At 63.4% G+C, this 17831-nt stretch carries 21 protein-coding genes; 8 read left to right on the forward strand and 13 right to left on the reverse strand.

What is annotated here, in order from left to right:
- The 6 genes from B3H64_RS05125 to B3H64_RS05150 all read right to left on the reverse strand — a co-directional run.
- The coding region (locus B3H64_RS05125; RefSeq protein WP_286733501.1) for a recombinase family protein at nucleotides 1–1679 on the reverse strand (1679 nt) is incomplete at its 3' end.
- A gap of 147 nt (nucleotides 1680–1826) precedes the next feature.
- A complete protein-coding gene (gene rpsR, locus B3H64_RS05130) occupies nucleotides 1827–2066 on the reverse strand; it encodes a 30S ribosomal protein S18 (RefSeq protein ID WP_050616903.1) in 240 nt (79 codons plus the stop codon).
- Nucleotides 2067–2150: 84 nt separating this feature from the next.
- A complete protein-coding gene (locus B3H64_RS05135; protein ID WP_050616902.1) occupies nucleotides 2151–2621 on the reverse strand; it encodes a single-stranded DNA-binding protein in 471 nt (156 codons plus the stop codon).
- Between the two features lie 9 nt (nucleotides 2622–2630).
- Nucleotides 2631–2927 carry a 30S ribosomal protein S6 gene (gene rpsF / locus B3H64_RS05140; protein ID WP_286733503.1) on the reverse strand — a complete coding sequence of 99 codons (297 nt, stop codon included), beginning with the start codon at nucleotides 2925–2927 and terminating at the stop codon, nucleotides 2631–2633.
- Between the two features lie 156 nt (nucleotides 2928–3083).
- On the reverse strand, nucleotides 3084–4457 hold the full coding sequence (locus B3H64_RS05145; RefSeq protein ID WP_286733505.1) for a DUF4179 domain-containing protein: 1374 nt from the start codon (nucleotides 4455–4457) through the stop codon (nucleotides 3084–3086).
- A complete protein-coding gene (locus B3H64_RS05150) occupies nucleotides 4454–4930 on the reverse strand; it encodes a sigma-70 family RNA polymerase sigma factor (protein ID WP_094762279.1) in 477 nt (158 codons plus the stop codon). The genes B3H64_RS05145 and B3H64_RS05150 overlap by 4 nt, the downstream gene beginning before the upstream one ends.
- 288 nt (nucleotides 4931–5218) lie before the next feature.
- Here B3H64_RS05150 and B3H64_RS05155 point away from each other — a divergent pair, with 288 nt between their 5' ends.
- The 4 genes from B3H64_RS05155 to B3H64_RS05170 all read left to right on the forward strand — a co-directional run bounded on the left by B3H64_RS05155 (nucleotide 5219) and on the right by B3H64_RS05170 (nucleotide 7451).
- Nucleotides 5219–5368 (forward strand): hypothetical protein, encoded by a 150-nt coding sequence (locus B3H64_RS05155; protein ID WP_154666602.1) that lies wholly within the window; start codon nucleotides 5219–5221, stop codon nucleotides 5366–5368.
- A 277-nt stretch (nucleotides 5369–5645) separates the two neighbouring features.
- On the forward strand, nucleotides 5646–5849 hold the full coding sequence (locus tag B3H64_RS05160; protein ID WP_195892274.1) for a hypothetical protein: 204 nt from the start codon (nucleotides 5646–5648) through the stop codon (nucleotides 5847–5849).
- The gene (gene mutY, locus B3H64_RS05165) at nucleotides 5797–6861 is read left to right on the forward strand and encodes an A/G-specific adenine glycosylase (protein ID WP_050616897.1); all 1065 of its coding nucleotides are present in this window, start codon (nucleotides 5797–5799) and stop codon (nucleotides 6859–6861) included. Before B3H64_RS05160 ends, mutY begins: the two co-directional genes overlap by 53 nt.
- A gap of 2 nt (nucleotides 6862–6863) precedes the next feature.
- Nucleotides 6864–7451 (forward strand): thymidine kinase, encoded by a 588-nt coding sequence (locus tag B3H64_RS05170; protein ID WP_286733511.1) that lies wholly within the window; start codon nucleotides 6864–6866, stop codon nucleotides 7449–7451.
- Here B3H64_RS05170 and B3H64_RS05175 read toward each other — a convergent pair.
- Nucleotides 7419–7598, reverse strand: a complete 180-nt coding sequence (locus B3H64_RS05175; RefSeq protein ID WP_256302855.1) for a hypothetical protein — start codon at nucleotides 7596–7598, stop codon at nucleotides 7419–7421. The genes B3H64_RS05170 and B3H64_RS05175 overlap by 33 nt on opposite strands.
- 84 nt (nucleotides 7599–7682) lie before the next feature.
- Here B3H64_RS05175 and B3H64_RS05180 point away from each other — a divergent pair, with 84 nt between their 5' ends.
- A complete protein-coding gene (locus tag B3H64_RS05180; protein ID WP_050616894.1) occupies nucleotides 7683–7904 on the forward strand; it encodes a helix-turn-helix domain-containing protein in 222 nt (73 codons plus the stop codon).
- A gap of 67 nt (nucleotides 7905–7971) precedes the next feature.
- A complete protein-coding gene (locus B3H64_RS05185; protein ID WP_286733515.1) occupies nucleotides 7972–8850 on the forward strand; it encodes a 4Fe-4S cluster-binding domain-containing protein in 879 nt (292 codons plus the stop codon).
- 41 nt (nucleotides 8851–8891) lie between these two features.
- Here B3H64_RS05185 and B3H64_RS05190 read toward each other — a convergent pair whose 3' ends face one another.
- Genes B3H64_RS05190 through B3H64_RS05210 form a run of 5 tightly spaced genes read right to left on the reverse strand, consistent with a single transcriptional unit; the run spans nucleotide 8892 to nucleotide 15082 of the window.
- Nucleotides 8892–10757: an S-layer homology domain-containing protein gene (locus tag B3H64_RS05190; protein ID WP_286733518.1), complete on the reverse strand. Its 1866-nt coding sequence runs from the start codon at nucleotides 10755–10757 to the stop codon at nucleotides 8892–8894.
- A 42-nt stretch (nucleotides 10758–10799) separates the two neighbouring features.
- Nucleotides 10800–12038, reverse strand: coding sequence for an ABC transporter permease (locus B3H64_RS05195; protein ID WP_286733520.1), 1239 nt, complete (start codon nucleotides 12036–12038; stop codon nucleotides 10800–10802).
- Complete coding sequence (locus B3H64_RS05200) at nucleotides 12035–12772, reverse strand: ABC transporter ATP-binding protein (protein ID WP_007488458.1); 738 nt, start codon at nucleotides 12770–12772, stop codon at nucleotides 12035–12037. Before B3H64_RS05200 ends, B3H64_RS05195 begins: the two co-directional genes overlap by 4 nt.
- 3 nt (nucleotides 12773–12775) lie before the next feature.
- On the reverse strand, nucleotides 12776–14440 hold the full coding sequence (locus B3H64_RS05205) for an efflux RND transporter periplasmic adaptor subunit (RefSeq protein ID WP_257592421.1): 1665 nt from the start codon (nucleotides 14438–14440) through the stop codon (nucleotides 12776–12778).
- Between the two features lie 21 nt (nucleotides 14441–14461).
- Entirely contained in the window at nucleotides 14462–15082 is a 621-nt protein-coding gene (locus B3H64_RS05210; RefSeq protein WP_007488456.1) for a TetR/AcrR family transcriptional regulator, read from the reverse strand.
- Nucleotides 15083–15364: 282 nt separating this feature from the next.
- On the opposite strand from B3H64_RS05210, the gene B3H64_RS05215 reads away from it, so the two are divergent.
- The gene (locus tag B3H64_RS05215; protein ID WP_286733532.1) at nucleotides 15365–16111 is read left to right on the forward strand and encodes a peptidoglycan DD-metalloendopeptidase family protein; all 747 of its coding nucleotides are present in this window, start codon (nucleotides 15365–15367) and stop codon (nucleotides 16109–16111) included.
- A gap of 71 nt (nucleotides 16112–16182) precedes the next feature.
- On the opposite strand, the gene B3H64_RS05220 is transcribed toward B3H64_RS05215, so the two are convergent.
- Nucleotides 16183–16968, reverse strand: a complete 786-nt coding sequence (locus B3H64_RS05220; RefSeq protein WP_009261246.1) for a sensor histidine kinase — start codon at nucleotides 16966–16968, stop codon at nucleotides 16183–16185.
- A 286-nt stretch (nucleotides 16969–17254) separates the two neighbouring features.
- Here B3H64_RS05220 and B3H64_RS05225 point away from each other — a divergent pair.
- A partial coding sequence (locus B3H64_RS05225) for a type I glyceraldehyde-3-phosphate dehydrogenase (protein WP_286733541.1) occupies nucleotides 17255–17831 on the forward strand: 577 nt, incomplete at its 3' end.

Consider the following 17831-nt stretch of genomic DNA (forward strand, 5'->3'; position numbering starts at 1 on the left):
TTCTTGAACGTGTGACCCGAACGAACCGGCTGCGGCTGGCTCCAGCCCACATCCCGCGCGGCACTGGAGCGCAGATTCCGCAGATAACGGTCGGTGGTCTCGCCGGTAAAGAGTTGGATCTGGAGGCGCATGGAACCGTCGGCCTCCGGTGTGGCCACGATGCGCTGGATATACTGGTCCACGAATTCCTTGCCGATCAGACCGCTGGATGCCTCCTGCCGGGCGGCCTGGAGCGTCCGGCGTACAGATTCGATGTGGGATTTGAAGTCGGAGGCGGAGCCGCGCTGGGCGGACAGCTCCTCCAGCTCCGCCCGGGCGGCTTCGATCTCCTGGGCGCACTGGCGGTTCATGGAGAGAAAGTCCTGGTCGGACAACTCGCCCAGAGCGTTGAAGGTCAGCAGCTTCTGCCGCTTTTTTTCCGCCGTCCCAATGGCCTGCTCCAGCGCCTCCATGTGCCGGGTCAGCCCGCCCTCCTGCTCCAGAGAACGGTACAGCTCGATATACTCCTCCACCAGCGCCCCGGCGTCGGCGTCGGCCTGACGGAACACCTGGAAGAGAAGGGGCTTGAGTTCCTCCTCGTAGATGGGAAAGGAGGGGCAGGAGGCCGCGCCGTTTTTGATCTTACCGCTGCACACCCACTTGCTGTTTTTGCGGCCGGTCCGGTCGACAGAGTCCCGGCGGTAGTAGGCGGAGCCACAGTGGGCGCAGTAGAGCTTGCCGGTGAGCAGGTTGGCGTGGTTGCAGATGCCCTGGCGGTGCCGGACATCCGCGCTGCGCCGTTTCAGCACCTGGTTGGCCTGCTCCCAGAGGGCCTCCTCCACCAGGGCGGGCACAATAGTGCCCGATTCATCCTTGAACAGCACCCACTCCTCCGGAGGAAGAAATTTCTGCTTTTTGGTAAACAGGTCGATGACCTTGACCTTGTTGCCCGCATAGTAGCCCTTGTACTTCGGATTGGAGAGGATACCGGACATGGTGGTGTGAGACAGCTTTTTGCCGTTGTGGTTCCGGTAGCCCTGCGTCCAGAAGCGGTTCTCCAACTGTTTCAGGCTGTACTGTCCGGTGGCATAGAGCTGGAACAGCTCCCGCACCATGGGGGCCTCCTCCGGGTCGATGACCAACCGGCCCTTGTCCTTGCGGTAGCCGAAGATGCGGCTGTTGCCCAGCACCACCCGGTTTTTGATGGCCTGCTGATGACCAAACTTCACCCGGCTGGACAGCTTGCGCAGCTCGTCCTGGGCGATACCCGACATGATGGTCAGCCGGAGCTCGGAATCCTCGTCCAGGGTGTTGATGTTGTCGTTTTGGAAAAAGACCCCTACGCCGGCGTTCAGCAGTCGGCGGGTGTACTGGATGGAGTCCAGGGTGTTCCGGGCGAAGCGGGTGATCTCCTTGGTGATGATGAGGTCAAAGGCTCCGGCCTGGCCGTCCTCCACCATGCGGTGAAAGTTTTCCCGGTTCTTGGTGGTGGCGGCGGAGAGCCCCTCGTCAATATAGCCCTCCACATAGGTCCAGTTGGGGTTTTTGCGGATCAGCTCCTCATAATAGGATATCTGGTTGCCCAGGGAGTTGCGCTGTTCGTCGGATTCGCTGGACACCCGGGCATAGAAGGTTACCCGGAGAGGGAGGTCGTAGACGGTGCGGGTTCTGAGCTGGGAACGGGCGCTGTGGATATCCATAATGCATGTCTCCAGATTGGTTTGATGGTATGATGATACCACGGGAAGAAGCGAGGCGGCTACCGGGTATTATTCCCACAAAGGGGCTCTGGAAACAAAAAAGCGGCGCGTCCCATGGGGGACGCGCCGCTTTGGATGGCGCTTCGATCAGTCGGTGACGAAGGGCAGCAGGGCGATCTGACGAGCCTGCTTGATGGCCTTGGTCAGCTGACGCTGATGCATGGCGCAGGTGCCGGTGGTCCGGCGGGGCAGGATCTTGGAACGCTCAGACAGGAAACGGCGCAGCTTGGCCGCGTCCTTATAGTCGATGTGCTCCACCTTGTCCACGCAGAAGCTGCAGACCTTGCGGCGCTTCCGGCCGCGGGGACGCTCTCTATCCATAGCCATGGTACTTACCTCCCTATAAAATGGTTTTTATTGGGAGACTGCCGGCGGGCCGATCCCGCCGCTGCGGTCTCAGGAAATCAATGCTCAGAAGGGCAGCTCGCCGTCATCGTCATCCAGCCCGGCGAACTGGTCGCCGCCGCCCATGGGGGCGGAGTAGGCAGGGGGAGCGGCCGGGGCGCTGCCGGGTGCGGGAGCGGAATAACCGCCGTAGCTGCCGCCGCCCTCGGCGTCCCGTTTGGAGTCGCCGAAATAGACGTTGTCGGCTACCACCTCGGCGCTACGGCGCTTGTTGCCGTCCCGGTCGGTCCAGTCACGCAACTGGAGCCGGCCCTCCACCACGGCCAGCCGGCCCTTGGTAAAGAAGCGGGAGACAAACTCGGCGGTGGAGCGCCAGGCCACGATGTCAATGAAATCGGTGGCCTTTTCACCGGTGGATTTATCTTTGAAGTCCCGATCCACAGCCAGAGAGAAGGAGGCCACGGGGGTCCCGGTCTGGGTGTGACGGAGCTCCGGGTCGCGGGTGAGGCGGCCCATCAAAATAATGCGGTTGAGCATGGGCCCTCCTTACTCGTCCAGGCAGACGACCTGAGAGCGCATCACGCCGTCGGTGATCCGCAGCACACGGGCCAGTTCGTTGGGGAACGCGGCGTCGGAGTCGAAGCTCATGAGCACGTAGTAGCCCTCGTTCAGGTCGTTGATGGGATAGGCCAGACGACGCTTGCCCCACTCATCCACTTCCTTGACGGTGCCGTGAGCTTCAGCCATGGTCTTGAACTTGGCGACCAGAGCGGCGGTGGCCTCATCGCTCATCGCGGGGTCGAGGATGTAGACCACCTCATAATTTCCGTTGACTTTTGCCATTTTCTTGCACCTCCTTATGGACATATGGCCCTCACGCTGCGGTGAGGGCAAGGATGTGCCTGTCAATATCCAGACAAGCTATACTATTATATAGGAAATTTCGGATTTGTCAAGCCGGAACGGGAGATTTCCTGTGGAAAATCTCCCGTTTCAGCATTATTTTATGGGAATTTGGATGGGCTGGGCAAATTCCGTGGAGCGGTTGGAGGTTAGGACGATGGTTACGGTGTCCCAAGGGTAGTCCAGCAGGGTGCGGTACTCCGTGGAGCGCTCGCACCAGCCGTCCCCATCCTCGTCGGTGGCCGACATGGAGTAGCCGCCCCACGCGTGCTCCCCCCCCTCGGGGTCGTAGTAGCTCCAGTGCAGGGAAACGCCGTCCCCAGGTTGAAGGGCCCAGTATACGTTGTTCCCGCTCCGCTCCACGCTCTCTATGACCATGCCCTCGGGGAGCCAGTCGGCCTTGCCGGTGCTCAGGTCCAGGGTGAAGGAGGTTTTATCTTTGTCCAGCCAACTGGCTCCGGTGATGCAGAGGGTCAGGTCCCGGCTATCCGAGAAATAGCAGCTCTCCAGTTGGATTGTCTCTCCGCCGCCGTAAGTGACGCTCGGCCGTTCATAGCGGTTCCCCAGACCGTCCACGGCGTAGCAGCTCAGCCCTTTGAGCAGGGCGGTGTTGTCCGGGTCCTCCGACAGGGTGAACTCCATGCGGGTGGGGTCGATGGTGAGTGATTCCAGACGGATACGCTGGCCGTCCAGCTCCACCCACTGGTCCAGAGCGATGCTCCGGCCAGGGCCCAGCAGATTGGGGTCAATGGTCAGGCCGAAGGTAAAGGTAGTCAGGGCGGGGGGGAGCTGGCTGGGCCCGGCGTCGTGCCAGGGACCGCCGGGCGGTGCGGTGGGGGCCGGTGTGGGGATGGCGGTGGCTGAGGCCAGGCCCTCTTTAGCTCGTCCGGTATCCTGGATATCCAGGCGCAGGCGCAAGGCTTCCGGTACACGGCCGTCCACAAAGTAGAAGCTGGCCAGCTTGTAGTCCTCCTCATCCTGCTGGCTGGGAGCTCCCCAGGTCGCCACATAGCCGTCGACCCGATTCCCATCCGAATCCAGAAGCTCGGGGTGGGCCTCCAACTGCGTGTCGCCGTCGGAGCGCAGGGTATAGAACACGTTGAGATTGTTCTGGTCCACGATGAGATACCGGACCGACGCGGTCACGCCGTCTTTTGCCTGGGTCTGGAAGACGGGCTGGAGATAGTCGTGCTCCAGAGCTGCTTTGAGGCTGGGCTCGAGGGCCACCGCCTCGGCCAGCTCCCGGATGACGGGGACGCTTTTGCAGGCCATGGCGAAGGGGGTGGAGACGTTGACCAATACGACAAAAGCCGCCGCGACCCCGGCCAGGGAGGCCAGCGGGATGCCGAAGCGGCGCCCGGCGCGGGACCGCCTGGCCCGGGTGCGGGCCCGGGCCACCGCGCCATCCAGGGCGGCCGGAGTCTCGTTCAGCGTTTGGATCAGGGTCCAGTATTCTTCTTTACGGCTCATGCGCCCACCTCCTCGCTGTCTGTCAGCTCCAGCCGCAGCAGGGACAGGGCCTTCCGCTGGCGGGTGGCCACCGTCCCCTGGGGAATCTGTAATGTCTCGGCGGTCTGGGCCAGGGTCAGCCCGTCAAAGTACCGCAGGATGATGACGGCCCGCAGGTCACGGGGCAGCCGGGCCACCGCATCCCGCAGGGGCAGGGCGTCAAAGACCTCCTGCGCCGTCTCAGGCAGCTCGGCCATGGCCACCTCCCGCCTCCGCCGGCGCAGCTCGGCGTTGCATACGTTGATGAGGATGCGGGTGAGCCAGGTGTCGCAGTATTGCTCCTCCCGCAGCGTTCCGCAGGCACGGAAGCCCTTGTAGACGGCCTCATCCACCGCTTCCAGCGCCAGGGCCTCGCTGCCCAGGTAGAGCAGCGCCGTGCGGTAAAGGCAGGCTTTCCGCCCCTCCGCCCGGGCGGCAAAAGCGGCCTCGGTCATGCCCCATCCCTCCTTTCCGCCCATTAGATGATTTCAGTGGGGGTTTTGATTGCGCGCGTTGAAATTTTTTTCGTTCCACGCTATAATAATGTCTGCTGAATCAACCGCGCTGCGGCGGATTCCTATATTCAGTACGCATTATAATAGCACACAATACAAGGCCATGCTTTTGCCCGGCGAGATCGAGGACCTCAGCCGGGCGGTGGAGAAGCTGTGCGGCTACCGGGCCAACACCATTGAAGAGATAAAAAACGCCTAGAGGACGGCAGCGACCCGGAGCTGGGTCTCGTGTACTGGCTCTTCCGCGTGAAGGGCTGGGCCCCGGGGGACTACGCCCGGATGTCCCCCGGGGAGCGGGATTTGGTCTGGGCGCTGGCGTCCTACGAGGCGGAGCACGGCCCGCCGCCGGGCTGCCCCTTCCTGCGGCCCCGGGCATGAAAAAGCCGCCCCGGAGCGGGGCGGCGGCGCTATTCTTCTTTGGGTGGGAAGCTGGCCCAGATGGCCCAGATAAGTGTAAGGAAGCCAAGGGGTCGGTAAAATTGAGTGCCACCGATGGTAGCCTCCGAGAGTCCGCAAAGCAGGAGACCGACTGCTAAGATCCAAATATAAAGAGCGAAGTGGTGGCTGATGAGTTTGAACTTTCTCATATGCGTGCCGCACCTCCCGTACCAACATTATATCAAGTTTCCCACAGAAGTCAACTGGAGGTGAGCCTATGCCAAATGACGGCATCAATATCTATATGTCCCTGATCGACAAGGTGTCGTCCCCTCTGGACGGCATCGGGAAAAAAACGAAGGTGTTCAGCAAGGATATGGACGAAATGAAGGAGACGCTGGGCCGATGGATCGGATGGAGGATTTGGCTTGAACGAACTGGACCGTTTGCCCATTCCGCTGCTGGAGTGGTACCGGGATAACGCCCGGGCGCTGCCCTGGCGGCCCGCTCCGGGGAGCCGCACGCTGGGGGACCCCTATCGGGTGTGGGTGTCGGAAATTATGCTCCAGCAGACCCGGGTGGCGGCGGTGCTGGATTATTATCAGCGCTTTATGGCGGCGCTGCCCACCGTGGAGGCCCTGGCGGCGGTGGAGGAGGACCGGCTGATGAAGCTGTGGCAGGGGCTGGGTTACTACAACCGGGCCCGCAACCTGCGCAAGGCCGCACAACAGATCACGGGCGAATGCGGCGGGCGGTTTCCGGACACTTATGAGGGCCTGCTGGCCCTGGCTGGCGTGGGGGAGTACACCGCCGGCGCCATCGCCTCCATCGCCTTCGGAGCGCCAGTGCCCGCAGTGGACGGCAACGTGCTGCGGGTGGTCTCCCGCATCACCGGAGATGAGGGGGATATCGCAAGGCCGGAGACCAAAAAGCGGATGCGCTCGGCCCTCCAGGCCGTTATGCCCCGGCAGGACCCGGGAGATTTCAACCAGGCCATGATGGAGCTGGGAGCCATGGTGTGCCTGCCCAACGGAGCGCCCCGGTGTGGGGCGTGCCCGGCCGGCGGGTTCTGCCGGGCCAGGCGGGAGGAGCGCACGGGGCAGCTCCCCGTCAAGACCGCCCAAAAGGCACGGCGGACGGAGCGTCGGACGGTCTATCTGATTTTCCACGGGGACACCGTGGCCCTGCGCCGCAGGCCGGGCAGGGGCCTGCTGGCCGGGCTGTGGGAGTACCCCAATCAGGCCGGGGGCGGGCTGGAACCGTTGACGCAGTGGGGGATCATCCCCCGGTCTGTGGAGCCGGTGGGAGTGGGGAAGCACGTTTTCTCCCACATCGAGTGGCACATGGGGGCCCTGGCGGTGGAGGCGGCGGAGACATCCCTGCCGGAGGGCTGGGTGTGGGCCGACCAGGCGGGGCTGCGCAGCACCTATGCGGTGCCCAGCGCCTTCCAGAGCTTTGCGAAAACGGTGGAACAGAGATTACAGGGGGAATAATTGTGGCAAAATTATACTTTCGGTATGGCGTTATGGGGTCCAGCAAGACGGCCAACGCCCTGATGGTGCGCTATAATTATGAGGAGCGGGGGCAGGTGGCCCTGCTGGTCAAGCCGGAGATCGACCAGCGGGACGGGGCCAAGTTCGTGGCCTCCCGGATGGGACTGTCCCATGCGTGCATCTATTTTTCCGAGTTGGTGGCCATGCCGGAGGAGCAGGTGCGGTCCTATGCCTGCGTCATTGTGGACGAGGCGCAGTTTCTCAGCCGAGACGAGGTGCAGTATCTGGTCCGCGTGGTGGACGATTGGAACGTGCCGGTGATCTGCTACGGCCTGCGGGCGGACTTTTCCGGCCAGCTCTTCCCGGGCTCTCAGGAGCTGCTGGCCACGGCGGACATCATCGAGGAGGTCAAGACCATCTGCTGGTGCGGCAAGAAGGCCACCTGCAACGCCCGCTTCGACGAAAACGGGACGGTGCTCCGGGAGGGGGAGCAGGTGGTGCTGGGGGCCAACGACCAGTATATCGGCCTGTGCCGCAAGCACTGGCGGGAGGGCAATTTAGGGCCCGATTTCCGAAAGAAAGGCGTCTGAGGCCAGCAGGAGGCCCAGGCGGAGCCCCTCACGGAAGCAATAGAGGCCGTGGGCTTTCATGGGGTGGTCCCGGAGGCAGTCGGGCCAAAGGTGGGGCTTGGGGTCGCAGACCCAGGCGTTGTAGAGGGCTTCGATGTCAGGGATCATGAGAACATCTCCTTAGCACGCAGTTGCGTGTATTTACAAGGATACTATATCACACGCTCCTGCGTGTGTCAAGGAGGAAAAGGGATGTTTCCGGAACGATTAAAGGCCCTGCGCAAAAAGAACGGGTGGACGCAAAGAGAGGCGGCGGAAGCCACTGGGATGTCCTATCGGGGACTTCAGGACCTGGAGGCAGGGAAAAAACCGGGCTACGACAGCCTGTTGAAGCTTGCAGATGGGTTTGAAGTGTCGGTGGACTACCTCATGGGCCGGACGGATGATCCCCGGCTGCATCAGTTGGATGAATAGGAGGCGGCGCCCCTCTGTGGGAGCAAAGCATACGGCCTCATTTTTTCAGGCAAAGGAAGTGAACCCCATGCGCTGCAACCTCTGCCCCCGCCAGTGCGGAGCCCTGCGCACCGAGACCGCCGGGGAGGGCCGCTGCCGGATGCCCGGCGTGCCGGTGGTGGCCCGGGCGGCCCTGCACATGTGGGAGGAGCCCCCGATCTCCGGGACAAACGGCTCCGGTACGGTGTTTTTCTCCGGGTGCTCCCTGGGCTGCGTGTTTTGCCAGAACCACCGGATCAGTCAGGAGGATTTTGGCCGGCCGGTGACGGTGGAGCGCCTGCGGGAGATCTGCTGCGAGCTGATCGGCCAGGGGGCCCACAACGTCAACCTGGTCAACCCCACCCACTACGCCCACGTGATCGCCCGGATGCTGGACGAGCCCCTGCCGGCGCCGGTGGTGTGGAACTCCGGCGGCTATGACCGGGTGGAGACCCTGCGCTCCCTGGAGGGGAAGATCCAGATCTACCTGCCCGACCTGAAATACCGGACCCCCGCTCTGGCGGAGCGGTACTCCGGCGCGGCGGATTACCCCGAGACTGCCGCCGCCGCCATCCGGGAGATGGTGCGGCAGACCGGACCCTATGAGCTGGGGCCGGACGGATTGCTTCGCAGAGGGGTGATTGTCCGCCACCTGATCCTGCCCGGCCGGGTGAACGAGGCCAAGGCCGTTATGGACTGGGTGGCGGAGACCTTCCCGGCGGGGACGGTGCTCTTCTCCCTGATGCGGCAGTATGTGCCTCAGGGGCGGGCGGCGGAGTTCCCGGAGATCGACCGGAAACTGCGGGCCTCGGAGGCCCGGACGGCGGCGGAGTATATGGAAAATCTGGGCCTGGAGGGCTTTGTTCAGGAGGGGGCCGCCGCCGACAGCGGCTACATTCCTCCCTTCGACCTGACCGGCGTAGAATGACGAAGGGCCCCCGGCGGATTTCCGCCGGGGGCCTTTTACGTTCAGCGGGCCACAATGACCCGGATGCAGCCGCCCTGGTCGGCGGGCTTGTCATAGTAGCCGGTGAGGGTGTAGTCCCCGCCGGACACCAGGGAGAGGGAGGAGTAATAGTAGGTGTTGCCCCGCAGCTCATAGACGGCCACCGTATCGGAGAGGGGATACGTCCGGCTGCCGGCATAGGCCGTCTTGCCGTCTACGCTGGTCAGAGTCACCTCGTTCAGGTTGGCCAGCTTGACGCCGTCCGCGTCCTGCTTGAGCTGGAAGGGGCCGGTCTTGACGTTGTACAGGGTGGCGCCGGTGATGGGGGCCTGCTGGACGCCGCCGATGTCGTACTCATAGACGCCGGAGACCGCCATGCCCATATCCGTCTCGCTGATGTGGGTGAGCACACCGTAGCGGTGCATGTCGCCGGTGACCTCGTTCAGGATGAGACGGCGGACGGCGCCGTGTTCGTCCAACTGGTAGAAGCGGACATCGCTCTCCCGGAGGCTGACGCCTTTCAGGCGGGAGGGATAGACCCGCACGGCCTGGGTGTCGCCGTAGGTGTCCAGGATCTCTACGTCGTCGGCCAGGTCGTAGGAGCCCAGCCGGGTGCCGTCGGTGCTCACCTTGCCGCTGATGCCGCTGCCGCTCAGGCGGGTGACCTGGACCGAGCCGCCGTTGGTGGTCACCTGGACCAGAGCGCCCGCCTTCAGATTCTTCTGGTCCCAGCGGTAGGAGTAGGTGTTGCCGTCGGTGGCCTGGACGGTGAGGGTGGAGGCGGTATAGGGATTGCCGGAGGCGTCCTCATAAGAGGCGGTCTCCACGGCGGTCACCATGCCGTAGACGGTGGAGCTGGTCCGGACGGGATCCAGCACGGCGGCCACCTGGTTGTCCCGGCCCAGCAGGAGGGTGACCGAGTCGCCCACCCGGAAGGGGCCCAGATCGCTGAGGTCGTAGGCGGCGGCCGGGGTCTCGATGGAATAGCTCTTGCCCGCCACGGTGACCGAGGTGGGGGAGGAAGTGGGGGTGATGGCCTCGATGCTGCCGGTGACCTTGTTGGAGTACACCCATAGGGTGCGCATGGACTTGGAATAGTAGACCACATCGTTGGCGGCCACGGCGGAGAGGGTGGAGGCGGAGCCGCCCCGGTAGACCTTAGCGGTGGACAGGTCGAAGGGCAGCTTGGATTGCCAGCCGCCGCTGGCCACCACGGGGCCCTCCATAGCCGCGTTGACAAGGGCCACGGTGTTGATGGTGCCGGAGGGAGTGACCAGGTGCTCGCCGGGCTTGAGCACGTCCAGCAGGTAGGCCGAGCTGTCGGCGGTCTTGGCGGTCAGCAAATTGTAAAAGAGGTACAGCGCATCCCGCCGGGTCAGCTCCCCGTTGAAGGCGGTGGTGGGTACGCCGGTGTCCAGGCCCAGGGCCCGGTATTTGGCCATCTGACCGGCGGGATAGGCGCCGGTAAAGTCGGAGTCCCGGTAGCCCAGCAGCCGCAGGACCATGGTGACGCCCTCGGCCAGGGTGATGTTGCGGTCGGGCTCAAAGTAGCCGTAGAGGTTGCCCCGGACCAGTCCGGCGCTGACGGCGGCGGCCACATAGCCCGCAGCCCAGTGGGTACGGGGCACGTCGGGGTAGGGATCGGTGGCGGTCTCGGGGCCCACGTTGTCCCGCAGCGGGGAGGCGGCCACCACCAGCTTGGTGAATTCGGCCCGGGTGACGGCGCGGCCCAGCATCAGGTCGCCGTTTTCGTTGCCGGTCATGATGTCCAGGGCGGAGAGCACCTGGGCGGCCTCTGCCTCGGTGGGCGCCTGGGCCGCCCGGGCGGCGGGCAGCAGGGATAGAACCAGGACCGCGCAGAGCAGGGCGCTTGCAACTCGTTTCTTCATCTTTTTCGCTCCTTCTGTCAAGTAAGGGGATGACGCGCCGGCTCAATCATACCGCAGGGCGTCGATGGGGTTGAGGCGGGCGGCCTTGTTGGCGGGCAGATAGCCGAAGAGGACGCCGATGCCTACGCTGACGCCGAAGGCGATGGCCACCGAGCCCAGGGTAGGTACGGCAGAGAAGGTGGCGTTGCCGCCCATCTGGGCCGCCATCATGCCGCCGATGAGGCCGCCGGCAAGCTGGGCCAGGCCGATGCCCACGCCGATGCCCAGCACACCGCCGATGGCGGAGGTGGTGCCGGCCTCGATGATGAACTGGCCCCGGATATCCTTGCGCTTGGCACCCAGGGATTTGCGGATGCCGATCTCCCGGGTGCGCTCGGTGACGGAGACCAGCATGATGTTCATAATGCCGATGCCGCCCACCACCAGGGAGATGGCGGCGATGACCACCAGAATGGTCATGAGCACCCCCAGCATGGAGTCCATCATGTCCATCATCTCCGCGGAGGTCATGACCATGTAGGCGTTCTCATCCTGGTAGATGCGGAACAGCAGGCTCTCCACCACGCCCTTGGCGGCGGAAGAGGTCTCCTTGGTGGTGCTGGTGACCAGGTACATCTTCATGCCCATACCCCCGCTGGCAGCGTTGAGCTGCTCCACCATACCATAGGGCAGGTAAATGAGGTCATCCCCGCTGCCCTCGGTGGAGTCGGCCTTCTGTGCCAGGGTGCCGATGATCTTGTAGGGAATGCCCCCCACGGTCAGGGTCTGGCCCAGGCCGTCCCCGCCAAACATATCCTCGTTGAGGTAGCTGCCGATGACGCACACCTTCTGGTCCCGCTCCACGTCCACATAACTGAGGAAGCGCCCCTCCTCAAGCTGGTCGCCGCTGGCCGTCTGGCCCTTTTCGGCGTTGTAAAAGGTCTCACTGACGCCGTACACGCTGGTGTGGTCGTATTCGTCGGCGCCGTGGCGCACGGTGGTGGAGGCGCTGAGGTAGGGGCTGACGGAGTCAATGTACTGGGGGTACTTCTCCGCCAGGGCGTACATGTCGTCCGGCTCCACCTCCCGGTTTCCGCCGTAAGAGTAGATGGCCACCTGAATGAGATTGACGCCGATCTGCTCAAACTGGGAGTTCATATACTGCTGCATGCCATTGCCCAGGGAGACGATGACGATGACGGCCGCCACACCGATAATGATGCCCAGCATGGTCAGCAGGGCGCGGACCTTGCTGACCATCAGGCTCTTGAGGGCCAGGCGGAAGGATTGGCTCACATTCACAGCGCGCCCACCTCCTCGTCCAGCTCCGGCTGTACCACGGCCTTTGGGTCGTGGGCATCACCGTCATAGATGATCCTTCCGTCCTGTAGGCGCACAATGCGCTTGGCCTTGACGGCGATGGAGTTGTCGTGGGTGATGAGCACCACGGTATCCCCCTCGGCGTTGAGCTTCTGGAGGAAGCCCAGCACCTCCCGGCCGGTGCGGGAGTCCAGGGCGCCGGTGGGCTCGTCGGCCAGGATCACCGAGGGGTTGCCCGCCAGCGCCCGGGCGATGGACACCCGCTGCTGCTGGCCGCCGGAGAGCTGACTGGGCAGGTTTTTGCACTTGTCCGCCAGCCCCACCCGCTCCAGAGAGCGGATGGCCCGCTCATGGCGCTCAGCAGCGGACACTCCGGCGTAGAGGAGGGGCAGCTCCACGTTCTCCAGCACGTTGAGCTTGGGAATCAGATTGTACTGCTGGAAGATGAAGCCCAGCATCTTGTTGCGGATTTCGGCCTGCTGGTCGTCGTCCATGGTGGACACGTCCACGCCGCCCAGATGGTAGGTGCCGGAGGTGGGCACGTCCAGACAGCCGATGATGTTCATGGCGGTGGACTTACCGGAGCCGGAAGAGCCCACGATGGCCACGAACTCCCCGGGGTCCACCGTCAGGGAGATGCCGTCCAGGGCGTGGACGGTCTCCTCGCCCATCTGGTAAATCTTGTAGACGTCCTTGAGTTCAATGAGGTGTTCCATGGCTTAACCCATCCCCATCGCACTCATGAGGCTGGAGCCCTGGGGGCTCAGCGCCAGCACCACTTCGCCCTCCTCCAGGCCGTCCACGATCTCGATGTACTCGTCGTCGTTGCGGCCCAGGGTCACCTGGCGCTCCTCAGCGGCGGAGAGATCCTTGATGACGCCGTTTTCATCCAGGCAGCCCTCCTTGGCCACCAGCACAGTGTTACCCCGCTCCACCGCCTCCACCGGCAGGGCGAGCACGCTGCCCACCTCCTCCACGATAATCTTGGCGGAGACGTTCATGCCGGGGTAGAGCGCCTCGGGGGAGCCCTCCACCTTCACGGTGACGGGATAGCTGGTGTGGCCGCTGGTGGTGGTGCCGTTGATGTTGATCTTATCCACCACGCCGGTGAAGCTCTGGTCGTCCAGTGCGCCGGCGGTGATCTCCACCTTCTGGCCCACCTGGATCTTGCTGATGTCCTTCTCATCCACGTCCATGTCAAAGGTGAGCTCGGAGCGGTCATAGATGATGGCCGGGTAGGTGACGGAAGCGCCGGAATTGGACAGACCGCTGATGTTGTCGCCCACATCCAGGTTCTTCTCGATCACCTCGCCGTCGATGGTGGAGGTGATGGTGTAGTCCTCCAGCTTCTCCTGGGCGTTCTTCAGGGAGAGCTGGGCGTTTTCCAGAGCGATGCGGGCATTCTCAATCTGGGTCTCCAGGTCGGCCTCAGAGATAACGCCGATCACCTGGCCCTTGGATACCCGGTCGCCCTCCTTGACATTGAGCACGTCCAGATCGCCGGCGGCCTTGGCCGTGATCTGGGAGGAGGACGCATAAGTAAAGCTGCTGCCGGAGGCGCAGGCCGCCCCTCCCACGGAGGCGGTTCCCTGGCTGGTTTCAGACAGGACGCCGGGGTTGTTGACCAGGATGGTCACCTGGCGGACCAGGGTACCGCCGGGTCCCACCTCGTCGGTGGCGGCGATGGACTCCACCGTTCCGCCCACCGTCTCGGCGGTGCCGTTCACCGTCACCGTGGCGGCCTGGCCCACATAGAAGCCCGACGCATCGGCGGAGTGGAAGGGCACCTTCAGCTTCATGTGGTCCCGGTCCAGCACGTCGGCGATGACGGTGCCGACGGTGACGCTGTCCCCGCGGTCCACGTGCAGCTCGGTGATCACGCCGGCGTCGTCGGCCTTCACATTGCGGTCCTTCTGATTGTCGCTCTGGGTCTTCAGCAGGTCGTTGAGGGCCAGTTGGGCGGACTGGACGTTGAGCTGGAGCTGCTCGATGTTGTTCTCCACGTCGCTGGCGTCGATGCGGAAGAGCACGTCGCCCTTGTGGACGGTCTGCCCCTCCTCAAAGGGGGCCTCCAGAATCTCGCCGCTGACCAGCGTGGTCACCTTGTAGGACTGGATGGGCTCGATGGTGCCGGTGCCCGAGACGGCCACCGTCATGTCGTGCATCGCGGCGGTGTAGGGCAGGTACGCGCTGCTGAGCACCTGGGTTCCCGCACTCATGCAGCGGGAGAGCGCCAGCACCAGCAGCGCCGCGATCACCAAGAGGATGACCAGCCGCTTGACCCACTTCCGCTTCTTCTTCGGGGGCGTGAGCTGCGGGCTTTTCTTCCCCGGCCCCTCCGGAGGGGCGACCGTCGTTTCTGGCTTAACTTGGGTTGCTTCCATAGTGGTTTCTCCTTTTCTTTGCTATGCTTCTTCGCGGCGGACCGCCTTGGAGGCCGCGCCCCGCCGAAGGATGCCAAATACACGCATCAGACGGGCCCGCGCGCCCGCCGGATCGCTTGAGGCCCCGGCCGCTACCAGTGTACCGGCTACGGCGGAGACCAGCAAGTGGAAGATATCGGAAAGGTCGGTCTCCGTGCGCAGATCCAGTCGGGACAGGTCCACCCTGTCCCGCAGGCGAGCCAGGCTCGCCTCAGGCCCCTCCCGGTTCAGCAGGACCCCGGGCTGCATCTGCCGGTTGCAGCGGAGTATGTCCGCCATCTCGCGGTATTTCCCGTCCCCCCAGTGGGCCTGAATGTGGTCAAACAGGTCCAGGAAGGCGGCAAAGAGGTCCCCCTCCCGCTGCTCCAGCAGCTCCCCCATCCGGCGCTCCAGCAGTGCGCCATAGGAGTCCATCAGGTGGCCGAACAGCTCCTCCTTGTCGGTGAAGTACATGTAAAAGCTGCCCCGCGGGATGCCGGCGGACCGGATGATCCGGTTCACCGAGGCGCTCTCATAGGGAACGCGGGAGAACTCCTCTCTGGCAGCCCGAAGCAGGCGCTCCCGCTTCTCCTCCGGCAGATTGTAAAACGTCGCGCTGGGCATAGGGCACCTCCTCGCCTGACAAGCTGTCATAAGCTTAGACGACAAGTTGTCATATGTCAACGCCTCCGGCAAAAAATTCGCAGTTCGTTCATATTTTCCAGATAGGCTACCAGCATACCAGAATCCTATGTAAGACGCCATGAAGAGAAGATTAAAATTTTCTTAAATTGCCGTTCTCTTAATACACCCTGCACCCCGTGGAAGGTCAAGGGAAATTTTTTTGTTTTCCATGTATATCCAAGCCCAGGCCTGTCCACAATAGGCTCGGAGGTGCTAAACAGCATGAAAAAACCATTCTTAAAACGAATGGGCGACTTTCTGGAGGGCAAGGGCTTCTACATAGTCCTGTTCCTCTGCGTCGCCGCAATAGGAATTTCGGGCTATTATCTCTTTTCCTCTNNCTCTCTCACCCCGGATGAGCCGGACGCCCCCGTGGCGGGCACCGCCCAGATCACCGTCACCCCCTCTCCCCGGCCCACGCCGGTGGACGCGGGCCTCATGAACCGCCCGGCGGCCACCCCTGCGCCGGAGCACACCGTCCCCGCGTCCCCGGCTGTACCGGCGGCCACGCCCTCGTGGATGCCGTCGGCCACGCCCCAGCCCACTCCACAGGCCGCCCCCACCGTCTTTACCTGGCCTGTACAGGGAGATATTCTGACGGACTACAGCCTGGAGGTGCTCTCCTACAATCCCACCATGGACGACTGGCGCACCCACGACGGTCTGGACATCGCCTCCGCCGCCGGTACTGAGGTCAAGGCGGCCGCCGCGGGGACGGTCACCGCCGTCCTCCAGGACGCCATGATGGGCACCACCGTTGTGGTGGAGCACGGCGGCGGACTGACCAGCACTTACTCCAACCTGGCCTCCGTACCCACGGTGGCGGTGGGCGACACGGTTGGCGCCGGCTCCGTGCTGGGCTCGGTGGGCGGCACCGCCATCGCCGAGAGCGCCCTGGCCAGCCATCTGCACTTCAGCATGTCGCTGGACGGCTCCACTGTTGACCCCCTGGAATACCTGCCCAACTAAATTCTTTCCCTTCCTTTCCTCCCTGATATGCAGACGGCGCATGGCTGAGGCCATGCGCCGTCTGCACTGTATTACTCCACATCCTCCGGGAAAAAGGCCCGGTAGGGCAGCACGCCTGCCAGCTCGATGAGCGTGTCGGAAAATCCGCCGCTGCCGTCAAACCCCATCCGGGGCGTTTTCAGCAGCTCGCCCGGCTCCGGCGGCCGGAGGGGCAGGGACACGATCGCCCGAGAGCCCCGCTCCTCCCGCTGCTCAAAAACGATGCTCCCCCCGTGGAGGGCGGCGATGCGGCGGGCCACCTTCAGTCCAAGACCCAGGCTGCCCGGCCGCTGAAGCAGCTCCCGCTCATCGGTTTCCGGGAGAAAACCCGGTCCGTTGTCCCACACGGTGAGGACCGCCCGCCCGCCCCGGCGTGCCAGGCGCAGGCCGGACTCTCCGCCCTCTCCCGCCGCGCGGACGGCGTTGGCGATCAGGTTGAGCAGCAGCCGCCGGAGCTGGGCCCCGTCTCCATGGGTGAGGAGGCTCCCTATCTCCTCCTCATAGGAAAAGCGGATGCCAGCCAGCGCCGTCAGGGGAGACACCTGCTCCCCCAGCTCCCGGCACAGCCCGGCCAGATCCAGCGTGCCCTCCCGCAGGGGGAGCTCTCCCTCAGGCAGTTCCAGATACTCAAGATTGCCCACCATACGAATCAACCGGTACAGGCTCTGGTGCAGAATGGCCAAATAGGGGTCGTACTGCGGCCCCGCCTTCTCCCGCACCACCGGCGTGAGCAACTGAATCGCTGCGGACAGGTTGTTCATCTGCTGACGGAACTGCTCTACCAGGAGCGGTCCCAGATCCTCTCTCTTCTCGTCCAAATGCCGCCGACCTCCTTTCCAGTCCTGCCATAGCTTGCGCAGGAATTCCGTAAAGTTGTAAGGGTATGATAACGTCAGTATAGCAAAATCCGACCCGCCGCTCAAGCAGAAATGTCGAATCATGTCGAAACCACCGCGTTTACCGATAGTGCCGGTGTAAATTTATACAGTTTCCCCAGTAAGTTTTCTGTTTTCCCCCTTTTCATTCGGCGCGGATTCGTTTATAATGGAGGCGCGCAATTGGAAATCATTTAAGAATCAAATTAGAACGAAGGAGCGATTCATTATGAGCATTAAAGTTGGCATTAATGGCTTTGGCCGGATCGGCCGTCTGGTGTTCCGCGCGGGTATCTCCCGTTCCGACATCGAGTTCGTGGGTATCAACGATCCCTTCATGACCCCCGATTACATGGCCTACATGCTGCGTTATGATACCATGCACGGCCAGTTTGACGGCACCATTGAGTACACCGACGACGCCATCATCGTCAACGGCAAGACTGTGAAGTTCTTCGCCTGCATGGATCCCAAGGACATCCCCTGGGGCGAGGTGGGCGCCGAGTATGTCGTGGAGTCCACTGGCATGTTCCTGACCAAGGAGAAGGCCCAGGCCCACATCGACGCCGGCGCCAAGAAGGTGGTCATGTCCGCCCCCTCCAAGGACGACACCCCCATGTTCGTCATGGGCGTCAACCACGAGACCTATGACTCCAGCATGAACTTTGTCTCCAATGCCTCCTGCACCACCAACTGCCTGGCCCCCATCGCCAAGGTGCTGCACGACAACTGGGGCATTACCGACGGCCTGATGACCACCGTCCACTCCACCACCGCCACCCAGAAGACTGTGGACGGCCCCTCCA

The sequence above is a fragment of the Intestinimonas sp. UBA1698 genome (assembly GCF_002320075.1).
In the GTDB taxonomy this organism is placed as follows: domain Bacteria; phylum Bacillota; class Clostridia; order Oscillospirales; family Oscillospiraceae; genus Intestinimonas; species Intestinimonas massiliensis.